The organism is Amycolatopsis sp. NPDC050768 (genome assembly GCF_040654155.1).
GTDB lineage: Bacteria > Actinomycetota > Actinomycetes > Mycobacteriales > Pseudonocardiaceae > Amycolatopsis.
This window is the reverse complement of record NZ_JBFAHL010000003.1, coordinates 318,161-330,152: the sequence shown is the minus strand read 5'-3', so window position 1 is coordinate 330,152 and position 11,992 is coordinate 318,161. Positions and strand designations below refer to the sequence as shown.

Sequence of the window (11,992 nt, the reverse complement as noted above, 5' to 3'; positions counted from 1 at the left end):
CGCCGGGGTGGATTCGTCGAAGATCCGTACCGGGAGTGCGGCCGAGGTCTTAAAGTGGGCCGGGAACCGACCTGGTCATGCCCACGTCTGATCGGTCGGATGTTGGTTTTCGTGAAGGGGAGAGCGGACCGTGGCTGTCTACGACGTCGACTCGATGGCCATCGCGGCGCGACAGGTCGAGAAGCTGAAGGACGAATACCAGAAGTCCAAGGAAAAGCTCACCGGCATGGACCACGAAAAGGACAGCCCGTTCGGCGGGATGCCCGGCTCGCAGGACGCCCACAGCGCAGTCGGTGAGTTCAAGAACGGTGTGCACAGCCAGTTCGACGCCGCGGGCCAGCACATGGACGCGCTTGCGTTCGCCATGCGCAAGGCCGCCGGTCTGATGACCGAAATGGACGAGGTCGGCAAGAGCGACCTCACCGTTCACGTCGACAGCTGAGGCACTGCCGCAAATAGGACAAAGCAGGCTCGCGGGAACAAAAGCAGGGGGAGCGTCAAGTGGCTTTGGATGGGGTCGGTGCCGGGACTCCGGACAATTGGAAAGCGTTCACGGACAAGGTAGACCAAGTCGCCAAACTCAACGTGGACGCCATCAACAAGGCGGCCGATCAGTTCCGCGGCGCCGCCACCGACGCGGCCGACCACTCGCAGGCACTGGACAACACCACGAAGGCGCTCGACAGCAGCGTCTGGTCCGGCGGCGCGGCCGACAGTTTCTTCGACTACGTCCGCACCGTCCGCAGCGCGGGCGCCAAGGTCGAGGCCCACCTCGGCGACGTGGCGACCGACCTGACGAACCTGGCGAAGAACCTCGCCGACATCAAGTCCAAGGTCACTCAGGGCAAGCTCGGGGATGCGGAGAAGGCGGTCAACGCCCGCAACCAGAAGGCCCAGACGGACATGAACGCCGCGGCAGCCGCGGCCAAGACCGCGGCAGACGAGAAGAAGCCCGGACCGAGCCCGACCGTCGAGCAGATCAAGGCGACGGCGAAGACGGACATCAACAACCTGACGACGCAGTACGACGGCGAAGTGCAGGGACTGCTGACCCAGGCCAACACCATGATCGGCCAGTCGCAGACCCTCATGAAAACCCAGATCGAGGGCGGTTACGACAAGGTCCCCCTGCCCGGCAAGGACGGCACCGTCCCCCAGAGCACCGGCGGCCTCCACACCCCCTCCCACCACGGCGGTGGGGGCGGCGGAGGAGGCGGCGGTGGCGGTGGGGGCGGCGGCCTCGGCCCCAGTGGCGGCCCGCCCGGGTCCCCGCCTCCGGGCAACGTGCAGGAGTGGATCGACGAGGCCATCAAGATCCTTCAGGCCAACGGCGTGAACGTCACGGAAGCCGACGTCAAGAACATCTGGGCGATCATCCAGCACGAATCGGGCGGTAACCCCAACGCGATCAACAACTGGGACTGCGTGCCGCTGGACACGGCCATCCTCACGCGGCGTGGGCTGCTGAAGCACCACGACGTCGAGGTCGGCGACGAGACCATCGGCTACAACCCGCAGACCCGGCGCAGCGAGTGGACCCGTGTCACGCGCGTGGTCCACCACGAGAACGCGTCGCTCGTCACCCTGGCCAACTCGCGCTGGGCGGCGACCACCACGCCGAACCACCGCTGGCTGAACCTGCCGCGGGTCGCGGTCGCCAACGACGGTCTGGTTGTCTGCCCGGAATGCGGGTGGGAACCGCGCGCGAGCACCGCGCCCGCGAACGGGGTGGCTGTGCACCGCAGCAAGATCCACGGTGTGGTCGCGGCAGCGCAGCGCAACGTCCACGCCGACGAAGCTCGCTTCGTGACGACCGACGAGGTCGGCAGTCGTGACCGGATCCTGCTCGCGGCACCCGCCGACACGGACTCGGCGCTCGACGTGACGGTGCGCGAGGCGGCGATCCTCGGCTGGATCGCGGGTGACGGCCACGTCGAGACGCGCCGCCACCGGCCGACGATCTCGATCGTACAGTCCAAAAAGGACATGGTGGCGAAGCTGCATGAGCTGCTCGACGGCGTGCCGCACGCGGTGTACGTCGACGACCGCGGTGGCTGCGGACCCCGGCACCAGTTCCGGATCGACTACGACTACGCGCAGGACCTGTTGCACCGCGCGGGAAATCCGAAGTCCGAGGCTGTGCGACAGGTTCTGGCGATGTCGACCGCGCAGCGTGAAGCGTGGCTGGAGGCCGTGACCGACGCGGAGGGCACGCGGCACCTGCGCCCCGGGTACACCAAGCCGAAGGTCACGATCTACCAGGCGCCGGGCGAGGTGCTCGAGGCGATCACGCTGGCCGTCTACCTCTCCGGCGCTCGGCCGCGTGTGTCGGTCACCGATCGCACGGGTGAGCATGAGACGTGGCGCCGCGAGGCTGCCGTGCGGGCGAACAACCCGGTGGTCACCGGGGCGTTCCTGCACCGTGAGCCGGCCGGGCGCGCCGACGTCTGGTGCGTGACGACCGAGCTCGGCACCTGGACCGCGCGCGAGGGCGACCACGTGTTCCTCACCGGGAACTCCAACGCGGCCGCCGGGCACCCGTCCAAGGGCCTGATGCAGTGCATCGACTCGACGTTCCAGGCGCACAAGCTGCCGGGGCACGACAACATCTACAACCCGGTCGACAACATCATCGCCGGGGTGCGGTACTCGCTCGACCGGTACGGGTCGATGGGCAACGTGCCCGGTATCGCGGCGATGGCGCACGGTGGGGCGTACCGCGGGTACTGACCAGCGATAGGCACGGCATCGCCGCCCCAGGTTAGCCTGGCCGCATGGTCGACATCGGTGCTTTCGGTGGGCCCGCGCTGCGGGCCGGTGTTCCCCCGTTCCACGTGATGGACGTGCTGTCCGCGGCGCAGGCGAGGCAGCGCAGTCACGGGGACCTGGTGTCGCTGGCGGCGGGGCAGCCGTCGGCGGCCGCGCCGGGAGCGGTGAGGCGGGCGGCGAAGGCGGCGTTGGACGAGCACACGCTGGGCTACACCGAGCAGCTCGGCATTCCGGAGCTGCGTGAGGCCGTCGCGGGGCATTACCGCAGGATGTACGACGTCGACGTGACCGCGCAGGACGTGGTGATGACCACCGGCTCCTCTGGTGGCTTCCTGCTGAGCTTCCTCAGCGCGTTCGACCCCGGGGCGCGCGTGGCGATGGCGCGGCCGGGCTACCCGGCGTACCGGAACCTGCTGAAGGTCCTGGGCTGCGAGGTCGTGGAGTTCGCGACGACCGTGGAGACCAACTTCCAGCCCACCGTCGATCTCCTCGACGAGCTGGGGCCGCTCGACGGGCTGATCGTGGCGAGCCCCAGCAACCCGACGGGCACGGTCCTGCCGCCCGGGGAGCTGGCGGCCATCTCCGGCTGGTGCGCGTCCCACGGGGTGCAGCTGGTCAGTGACGAGATCTACCACGGCATTTCCTACGAGAAGCAGCTCGACTGCGCGTGGCAGTACGGCCGCGAAGCGCTCGTGCTGGGCTCGTTCTCGAAGTACTTCGCCATGACGGGCTGGCGGCTGGGCTGGATGCTCGTGCCGCAGCGGTTGCACCGGGCGGTGGACGTGCTCACGGGCAACTTCACGATCTGCCCGCCCGCGATCGCGCAGCACGCGGCCGTCGCGGCGTTCACGCCGGAGTCGTACGCGGAGGCCGACGCGCACGTGGAGCACTACCGCCGCAACCGGGATCGGCTGTTCGCCGGGCTCAAGAAAATCGGTCTCGACAAGCTCGCCCCCGCCGAAGGGGCCTTCTACGCGTACGCCGACGTCTCCGCGTACACCAACGACAGCCTCAGCTGGTGCCAGCGCCTGCTCGCCGACACGGGTGTGGCCATCGCGCCGGGGGTGGACTTCGACCCGGTGGACGGCGGGAAGTTCGTGCGGTTCTCGTTCGCGGGGGCCACCGAGGACGTCGACGAAGGGGTCCGCCGCCTGGGGGAATGGCTCAGGTGAACCGGTCAGGGGGAACCCGGATATCCCCCTGAACGTTGGCCTGGACGAGAGAGTTTTCGCGCCGCGGGTGGCACGCTGGACAGCACCGGGCCGGCGTGGCGCGGAAACGTCATGGAGGAGCCATGTTCTGGAAGATCGTCGGAGGGCTCATCGTCGCCTGGATCGCCTTCATGGTCCTCGGCGCGGTGATCGGCTTCGTGTTCAAGGCCGTGCTGTGGATCGCGATCATCGGCGGCGTGGTGTTCCTGGGCACCGCGGCCTACGGCGCGATCAGCGGCAAGAAGGACGCGAAGCGCATCGGGCGCTGACAGCTCGGACTTCAGGGGGCCCCGACCTTCGGTGCGGCGACCGGCCACGACGGCTGGGCGCCGCATCGGCGTGTTCGCACCCTGACGTGATCCTCATCGCTTCCTCACATCGGTCCGCCACCGTGGAGCGCGTACCGCTCCGCCGAAGAAGGACCGATGACCACCACTCGAACCGCCGGGTCGCTGCTGGCTCTGCTGTGTGCGCTCGCCGTCACGGCCTGCTCGGCCAACACCAACGCCACCGCCAACGCCCCTGACCAGTCGGCGCAGCAGACCTCGACGCAGCAGGCCTCAACAACAGCGCCGGTCACCTCCACGCAACGGCTGCCCGCCACCCCGCCGCCGCCGTACGAGGTCACCGTGCCGGAGCGTACGCGCAAGACCGCGCAGGGTTTCCCCGTCAACACCTGTGTGCCCGACCGGTTCGACCCGCAGGTGCTCAGCCTCACCACCTCGGACGGCTTCCACCTGCCGGCGATCGAGCTGGGGTCCGGTGACCGCGGGATCCTCCTCGACCACGAGTCCGGCTACTACATCTGCTCGTGGCTGGGCACCGCGGAGAAGCTCGCCGCCAAGGGCTACCACGTGATGGTGTTCGAGTACCGCGGCCACGGCGCGGCGCAGAAGAACAACGGCTCCATAACCGGCAACTTCGACACCGACACCAGCGCCGCGCTCGCCGAGCTGCACCGCTGCGGCGCGAAGTCGATGCTGCTGGGCGGCGCTTCTTGCGGCGGCAGCTCGGCCGCGCGGCTCGCGGCCAAGGAACCGCAGCTCGTGGGCCTGCTGATCCTGTCCTCGCCGAGCAACTGCGGTGGTGACTCGGTGGCGGCCATCCGCAAGGTCACCAAGCCGGCGTTCTTCGCCGTCGAGCCGGACGACTACAGCGGCAACATGATCGGCGAGGTGAAGAAGCTCTACGAAGCGTCCGGAGCGCCCGCGGCCGACAAGCACCTGGAGATCCTGCCCGGCGGGACCCACGGCACGGACATGCTGCGGGACCCCAAAACCAAGGACCAGGTGGAAAAGCTGATCTTCGACTTCGTCGACTCGTGTTTCCGGCGAGCCTGACGCTCCACAGTGGACTAAGGAACCCGCGCCACCCCGGCCAGCGTCGTGAAGTTCGTCGGCGTGAGCGGCGCCAGGCGCGGGCCGCCCGGCCACCACAGGTGCGGGTGGGTCAGGCCGGGCGGCAGGAGCTCCAGCCCGTCGAACAGCGACGTGATCTGCTCGCGCGTGCGGTAGAGCGTGTCGAGGCCGGTGGTGGCGAAGCGGGCTTGCAGTGAGGTCGCCAGCTCGGCGGCCGCACTGCCGTCCGCGGGGTTGTACTGGTGCAGCAGCACGAGGTACGAGCCGGGCGCGAGCGCGTCGACGTAGGCCTTCACCACCGCCTGCGCCACGGCGAAGTCGGGGATGTGGTGCACCACCGCGCACAGGATGAGGCCCAGCGGACGCTCGAAGTCCAGGTGAGCCGTCACGTCCGGGTGCGCCAGCGTGCGCTCGTGGTCGAGCAGGTCGGCGCCGACCATGTGGGTGTAGTCGTTCTCCGCCAGCACCGCGCGGCCGTGGGCCTGCACCACCGGGTCGTGGTCGACGTAGACCACGTGCGCCTCGGGGTTCACGCGCTGGGCGACCTGGTGCGTGTTCTCCACCGTCGGAAAGCCCGAACCGAGGTCGAGGAACTGGTCGATACCCAGGCGGTCGGTGAGCATCCGCACCGCGCGCACCAGCCACTGCCGCACTTCCTGCGCCATCGTCTGCGCGGCCGGCGCGAGCTCCAGGATCTGGCGCAGCACGGCGCGGTCGGCGGCGTAGTGGTCACGGCCGCCCATCAGGGCGTCGTACACCCGCGCGTTGCTCGGCCGGTCGAAGTCGACCGGCGCGAGGTGGTCGGCCACAGTGCACCTACCGGAGAAGATCGGTCAGGACGCGCATAGCTTAGGTGATCGAGTTGACGCCGAGTGGGCGGCCGGGTCGCGAAGGTGAGGCCTCAGTCGAGCGCGGCGCGGGCGGCCTCGGCGCCGTCCCACAGCTGCGCCCGGATGCCGACGGCGCGCGCTCCCTCCACATTGGACTCGCGGTCGTCGAAGAACAGGCACTCCTCCGGCTTCGCGTCGAGTTTTTCCAGCAGCAGCCGGAAGATCTCGGCGTCGGGCTTGGCGAGTTTCACGTCACCCGAGAACAGCGTGACGCGGAACAGCTTCGCCCACTCCTGCTCGCGCACCCACTTGCCGAACGACGAAGGCGCGTTCGACAGCAGCGCCAGCGCGGCCCCGGCCTCCGACAGCGCTTCGAGCAGCTCCAGCGACGACGGCGCCAGGTTCGACCAGCCTGCGACGTCGATGGCCGTGAGCTCCTCCGACATCGTGTCGTCCACGTGGGCACCCAGGCGGTCGCCGATCGACGTCCAGTACGCGAGGTCGCTCGACCCGCGGTCGTACGGCTCGCGCACCGCCCAGTACACGGGCTCGAACTCCTCGGCGGGCACGCCCATCGTGGCCGCGAGCTTCGGCAGCGCGGTGGTGCGCGTGCAGAGGACCTCGCCGTAATCGAAGACGATCCAGTTCATCGCGCGCCCGCCTTGATGCGCTGCAGCGCGTCTTCGACGGCGGTGGGTTCGAGATCGCGGTGCAGCACGAAGCGCACCTTGCCGGCCATCGGCAGCGCCTGGATGCCGAGCGAACCGAGCCACTCCAGGGCCACGCCCAGGTCGGGGACCTCGGCGAGCACGATGTTGGTGTCCGGCGTGGCGACGCCCCAGCCGTGCTCGGCCAGGCCCGCGGCCAGGCGCCGGGCCCGCTCGTGGGTCTCGGCCAGCTCACCGACGTTCTCCAGCGCGACCAGGCAGGCCGCGGCGAGAATGCCGCCCTGGCGCACGCCGCCGCCGAGCATCTGGCGCATCCGGCGCGCCTGCTCCACGAACTCGACGCTGCCCGCGACGACCGAGCCGACCGGCGCGCCGAGGCCCTTGCTGAAGCACGCGCTCACGCTGTCGACGCCGACGGTCAGCGTCGCCGGCGGCACACCCAGCGCGACGGCCGCGTGCCAGATGCGGGCGCCGTCGAGGTGGACGTTGAGCCCGGCCTCCTTCGCGACGGCGACCAGCCGCGCGTGCTCCTCGGGCGGGGTGACGGCGCCGCCGGCCGCATTGTGCGTGTTCTCCAGGCACAGCAGCGTGGTGCGCAGCGTGAAATACGGGCCGGGGTTGCCGATGGAGGCGCGCAACAGCTCGGGCGTCGGGCGGCCGGGGCCGGCGTCGTGCTCCAGGATGTCGGGCATGCCGCCGGCGAGCCACGCGGCGGAGCCGAGCTCGTTGGTGAGCACGTGGGCGCCGCGCGTCGCGAGGAAGCGGTCGCCGCGCTTGAGGTGCACGGACAGCGCGATGAGGTTCGCCATGGTCCCGCTCGGCGTCCACAGCGCGGCGGGCATGCCGAGCGTCGCGGCGGCGCGCTCTTCGAGCTGGGCGATGGTCGGGTCGGTGCCGATCACGTTGTCGTCGACCTCGGCCTCGGCCATGGCGGCCCGCATGCGCCGATCCGGGCGGGTGACGGTGTCGGAGCGGAAATCGAGCGGAGTCGAGGTCACGCCGCGATCACATCACACCGCCACCCGCGCGATCAATGCGGCGGGGGGTGGAAGGAATCGGCAGTCTCGTGCAACCGTGGACGCCCCCGGTTCCGTCCTTGAGGACGGATGAGCAGAAGAGCGGAGCAGCGGACCGCGTGGACCAGCGCGACGAAGACGAGTTCGCGGAGTACTTCTCCGCGAAGCGGGACGCCGTGCGCCGGACCGCGTACTTGCTCTGTGGCGATTGGCACAAGGCCGACGACCTCGCCCAGACGGCGTTCGTCGCCCTGCACCGGAGGTGGAAGAAGATCAGGGACCGCGCCGCGACCGACGCGTATGTGCGCAAAACGCTCGTGCGCGCCGTCATCGACGAGTCGCGCCGGCCGTGGCGCCGGGAGTGGCAGGCCGACGTCATGCCGGAACCGATGCCGGACACGCCCGGCCTGGCCGAGCGCGTCGCGACGAGGGAAGACCTGCTGGCGGCGCTGAAGGAAGTGCCGCCGAAGCAACGCGCGGTGCTCGTGCTGCGGTTCTTCGAGGGCCTGGACGTGACTGCCGCGGCGAAGGCGCTGGGCTGCAGCGAGGGCAACGTGAAGAGCCAGACCGCACGGGGCCTGGCGAACCTGCGACAGGTGCTGGAACGGGAGGTGGAGGCCAATGGATGAGCATGACGCGGAGTCGTTGTTCTCCGGCCTGCCCGGTGCGGTGCCGCCTCCGTCTTTCACGAAGGACGACGTCGTCCGCGAGTCGCGCCGGCTGACGCTGCGCCGCCGCAACCGCATTGCCGCTGGTGGGAGCGCCGTTGTACTGGCTTTGGTGGGCTTCGGCGCCTACGGGCTCGTGACCGGAACGGGCGGTAAGCCCGATTCCGCCGCTGTCATGAATTCGGCCGAAGCTCCCGCGCAACCCGGTGCGTCGGCTGCGCGTCCTTTGGGTACTGGGGAGGGGAACTTCCCGGCTCTGCCACCTCAGCAGGGAGGCAGTGGAGACGGGAGGACCGGCCCTCGGGTCGAAGGCGCCTCTGGGTGCGAAAAGGTGGACTGGGAGCTCGCCACAGCCCTCGCTGGCGAGCTCCCAGGTCACTTCACCGCCACGGAAGCCTCCCAGGGCAGCATCTGTACGACGGGTGCCCGCGGAGCCGGGTTCCCCCTGCCGGACGGCTCGATCTCTGCGGCCGTGTTCCCGCGCGGGGCGCCGGTGACCTACCCGGTGCAGTCGGCGGGTGCGGTGACTGAGCGTGCCGCCACCGGTACGGGCGGGACCCTCGTGCTGGTGAGTGTGCCGGGGATGTTCGGGCACCCCGCGCCGTACGCCGGTGACCTGGCGCGCTTCGCCGCATCGCTGGCCCCCCGGTTCTGACGGGCGGTTGATGGGGCGGCTGGCAGAATGACCGGCCATGACGGCAGCAGCAACCACCCCGAAGGGCGAGCGCCGGCGAGCCACCCTCGTCGAAGCCGCGGCGGAGCTGCTGGCCGAAGGCGGGTTCGACGCGGTGCGCCACCGGGCCGTCGCCGAGCGGGCCGGCCTGCCGCTCGCGTCCACGACGTACTACTTCGACTCGCTCGAGGACCTGGTGACCGCGGCGGTCGAGCACCACTCGCAGATGGAGCTGGCCAACGGGCGGCAGCAGCTGGAGGAGCTGGCGACCCGCAACCGCGGCGTCTCGGCGACGGTGGAGCTGGTGCTGGACCTCCTGCTGGGCCCGCCTTCCGGTGACCCGGAGGCCGACGCGGAGGCGGTGCTGCTGCGGTACGAGCGCCTGGTGGCCACCGGGCGGCGGCCGTACTTGAGGCCGTTGATGCGGACGTTGTCGGACCAGTTGAACGAGCTGCTGGTAGAGATCTTCACCCGCTCGGGGACGCCGGTGGACGGCCTGGAGCTGGAGAAGCTGGTGGCCCTCGTCGACGGCGCGGTGGTGAACGCCTTGATCGCGGTGGACCCGGCTCCTCGTGCTGCGGCGGCGAGGATGTTGCAGGCCGCGCTCGCCGAAAGCTGACCCCTAGCGCCGCGACTTCTTCGCCTTGTCCAAGTCGTCCCGGGACTTCGTCACCAACGCGAACATCGCACTCTCCGCCGCCCCCGGATCGCGCGCCAGGATCGCGTCCAGGACCTTGCGGTGTGACGGCACGGGGTTGTCCGACGGTCCCGACCCGTGCACCAGCTTGTCCCGCTCCGCCAGGCCGATCGCGATGACGCGTTCCACCTGAAGGAGGAAGTTGTTGTGCGTCGCGGTCATCAGGGCGCGGTGGAAGGTCAGATCGGCGCGGACGCTGGCTTCGGGGTCGTCGCCGGCGGTGGTCATGTCGTCGAGGGCGGCTTGCAGGGCGGCCAGGTCGGCGGGATCCGCGCGTTCGGCGGCGATGCGCGCGGCGGCGGGTTCGACGACGGTGCGGACCTCGGTCAGCTCGTCGAGCAGGCCCGGATCGTCGCTGGCCGCGGTTTGCCAGCGCATGACGTCGGTGTCGAGCATGTTCCACTGCTCGCGCGGCTGGACGAAGGTGCCGCGCTTCTGGCGGGCGTCGATCATTCCCTTGGCTGCCAGCACTTTCAGCGCCTCGCGCAGGGCGGTGAGGCTGATGTCGAGCTCTTCGCGAAGCGCGGGCAGGTCGAGCACGGTGCCCTCGCCCCACTCGTCGGACAGGATCCGCGCGGCGAGCGTCTCCACGGTCTGTCCGTGCAGACCGCGGGGCCGGTGTTCGGACAATGGAGGTCCCCTCAGTCGGCAGTGCGGAGTCATCCTACCTCGGACGCGATTACGTCATAAATTATGAATACATCTTGACAGCCGCCAGCCCGGTTGCAAGTCTGTGCCAGCAGTCACTCCCCCGCAGGGGAGCGACGCTCCATTCAGACAAAGGGGTCACAGCGATGACGACTGCAGAAGGCCTGTCCCGCCGTCATTTCCTGCGCAACGCCGGCATCGTCGGCCTGGGCGCGCTCGGTTCGAGCAGCTTTCTCGCCGCATGCGCCACTTCGGCCTCCAACGGCCCGGTGAAACAGGCCGCCGGTGCGGTCACCGTCCAGTCGAACCTCTCCTCGCCGCAGGCGAAGGTCGCGATCGAGGCGCTCGCCAAGGCGTTCGGCGACAAGGGCGGCGCGACCGCGACGGTCAACACCGTCGCGTCGGAAACCTTCCGCACGCAGCTGCCGAGCTACCTGACCTCGGCGAACCCGCCCGACAGCTTCACCTGGTACCCGGGTTCGCTGCTGTCGGGCTACGCCAAGAAGGGCCTGCTGCTCGACGTCGGCGACGTGTGGCAGACGATGGGCAACTACACCCCGGCCATGCGCAGCCTCTCCGGCGACGGCGCGGGCCACCAGGTGTTCGTGCCCACGAGCTACTACTTCTGGGGCTTCTTCTACCGCAAGTCCAACTTCGCCAAGTGGGGCGTGACGCCGCCGAGCACCTGGACTGAGTTCCTCGCGCTGTGCGAGACGTTGAAGGGCAAGGGCATCTCGCCCATCGGCCTCGGCGCGGGCGGCGGTACCCAGTGGACCGCCTCGGCGTGGTTCGACTATCTCAACATCCGCATCAACGGCGCGCAGTTCCACCGGGACCTGCTCGCCGGCCGCGGCCGCTTCGACGACCCGAAGGTCAAGAAGATCTTCGACCCGTGGCGTCAGGCGCTGCCCTACACCGACCCGAACGGCACGGCGCTCGCGTTCCAGGACGCCACCACCGTGCTGCTGCAGGGCAAGACCGGCATGGTGCTCACCGGCACCTTCTTCGCCGACGCCGCTCCGAAGGACGCGCTGGACGACCTCGACTTCTTCCAGTTCCCGATCCTCGACCCGAGCGTGCCCGTCGCCGAGGAGGGCCCGACCGACGGCTTCTTCGCCAGCGCCCGCTCGCCGCACGTGGCCGAGGTCAAGGAGTGGTTCAAGTACGTGGCCACGGCCGAGGCGCAGGAGCTCTACATCAAGAACTCCTCCGGCACGGTGCTGCCCGCGAACCCGTCGGCGAAGAACAACGGCACGCCGCTGGTCGTGAAGGGCAAGAAGATGCTCGACGAGGCCAAGGAGCTCACGCAGTTCTTCAACCGCGACTCCTCCGACGCGCTGCAGCCGACGGCCGACGCCGCCCTGATCCGCTTCATCCAGAAGCCCAACGAGCTCGACTCGATCCTGAGCGACTGGCAGACGGCCGCGGCGAAGGTCTGGCAGGGGCAATCCTGA

General features: G+C 69.6%; 12 protein-coding genes and 2 pseudogenes. 10 read left to right on the top strand and 4 right to left on the bottom strand.

Translation table 11 applies throughout. The annotated features are described in order from the left end of the window. Positions 1-130: 130 nt before the first annotated feature. The 6 genes and pseudogenes from AB0H62_RS11660 to AB0H62_RS11635 all read left to right on the top strand — a co-directional run bounded on the left by AB0H62_RS11660 (position 131) and on the right by AB0H62_RS11635 (position 5,320). Positions 131-442 carry a hypothetical protein gene (locus AB0H62_RS11660; RefSeq protein ID WP_220245149.1) on the top strand — a complete coding sequence of 104 codons (312 nt, stop codon included), beginning with the start codon at positions 131-133 and terminating at the stop codon, positions 440-442. A 59-nt stretch (positions 443-501) separates the two neighbouring features. Next, a pseudogene (locus AB0H62_RS11655) lies at positions 502-810 on the top strand (WXG100 family type VII secretion target); the annotation flags it as partial. Between the two features lie 1,704 nt (positions 811-2,514). Continuing rightward, positions 2,515-2,730: pseudogene (locus tag AB0H62_RS11650) on the top strand (transglycosylase SLT domain-containing protein); the annotation flags it as partial. A gap of 44 nt (positions 2,731-2,774) precedes the next feature. Next, a complete protein-coding gene (locus AB0H62_RS11645; protein ID WP_220245148.1) occupies positions 2,775-3,941 on the top strand; it encodes an aminotransferase class I/II-fold pyridoxal phosphate-dependent enzyme in 1,167 nt (388 codons plus the stop codon). Positions 3,942-4,063: 122 nt separating this feature from the next. Continuing rightward, a complete protein-coding gene (locus AB0H62_RS11640) occupies positions 4,064-4,249 on the top strand; it encodes a hypothetical protein (protein ID WP_220245147.1) in 186 nt (61 codons plus the stop codon). A 156-nt stretch (positions 4,250-4,405) separates the two neighbouring features. Beyond that, entirely contained in the window at positions 4,406-5,320 is a 915-nt protein-coding gene (locus AB0H62_RS11635; RefSeq protein WP_220245146.1) for an alpha/beta hydrolase, read from the top strand. A gap of 14 nt (positions 5,321-5,334) precedes the next feature. Here AB0H62_RS11635 and AB0H62_RS11630 read toward each other — a convergent pair whose 3' ends face one another. From AB0H62_RS11630 to AB0H62_RS11620, 3 genes are all read right to left on the bottom strand, one after another. Next, the gene (locus AB0H62_RS11630) at positions 5,335-6,147 is read right to left on the bottom strand and encodes an SAM-dependent methyltransferase (protein WP_220245145.1); all 813 of its coding nucleotides are present in this window, start codon (positions 6,145-6,147) and stop codon (positions 5,335-5,337) included. A 92-nt stretch (positions 6,148-6,239) separates the two neighbouring features. Then, positions 6,240-6,818, bottom strand: a complete 579-nt coding sequence (locus AB0H62_RS11625) for an HAD family phosphatase (protein WP_360585708.1) — start codon at positions 6,816-6,818, stop codon at positions 6,240-6,242. After that, the gene (locus AB0H62_RS11620; RefSeq protein ID WP_220245143.1) at positions 6,815-7,834 is read right to left on the bottom strand and encodes a GntG family PLP-dependent aldolase; all 1,020 of its coding nucleotides are present in this window, start codon (positions 7,832-7,834) and stop codon (positions 6,815-6,817) included. Before AB0H62_RS11620 ends, AB0H62_RS11625 begins: the two co-directional genes overlap by 4 nt. A gap of 137 nt (positions 7,835-7,971) precedes the next feature. Here AB0H62_RS11620 and AB0H62_RS11615 point away from each other — a divergent pair, with 137 nt between their 5' ends. The 3 genes from AB0H62_RS11615 (at position 7,972) to AB0H62_RS11605 (ending at position 9,812) form a co-directional block, all read left to right on the top strand. Beyond that, positions 7,972-8,481 carry a SigE family RNA polymerase sigma factor gene (locus tag AB0H62_RS11615; RefSeq protein WP_220245142.1) on the top strand — a complete coding sequence of 170 codons (510 nt, stop codon included), beginning with the start codon at positions 7,972-7,974 and terminating at the stop codon, positions 8,479-8,481. A 370-nt stretch (positions 8,482-8,851) separates the two neighbouring features. Then, on the top strand, positions 8,852-9,175 hold the full coding sequence (locus AB0H62_RS11610; RefSeq protein ID WP_255638545.1) for a hypothetical protein: 324 nt from the start codon (positions 8,852-8,854) through the stop codon (positions 9,173-9,175). 37 nt (positions 9,176-9,212) lie between these two features. Continuing rightward, complete coding sequence (locus tag AB0H62_RS11605) at positions 9,213-9,812, top strand: TetR family transcriptional regulator (protein ID WP_360585705.1); 600 nt, start codon at positions 9,213-9,215, stop codon at positions 9,810-9,812. Between the two features lie 3 nt (positions 9,813-9,815). On the opposite strand, the gene AB0H62_RS11600 is transcribed toward AB0H62_RS11605, so the two are convergent. After that, on the bottom strand, positions 9,816-10,520 hold the full coding sequence (locus AB0H62_RS11600; RefSeq protein WP_220245139.1) for an FCD domain-containing protein: 705 nt from the start codon (positions 10,518-10,520) through the stop codon (positions 9,816-9,818). 164 nt (positions 10,521-10,684) lie between these two features. Here AB0H62_RS11600 and AB0H62_RS11595 point away from each other — a divergent pair, with 164 nt between their 5' ends. Next, on the top strand, positions 10,685-11,992 hold the full coding sequence (locus tag AB0H62_RS11595) for an extracellular solute-binding protein (protein ID WP_220245138.1): 1,308 nt from the start codon (positions 10,685-10,687) through the stop codon (positions 11,990-11,992).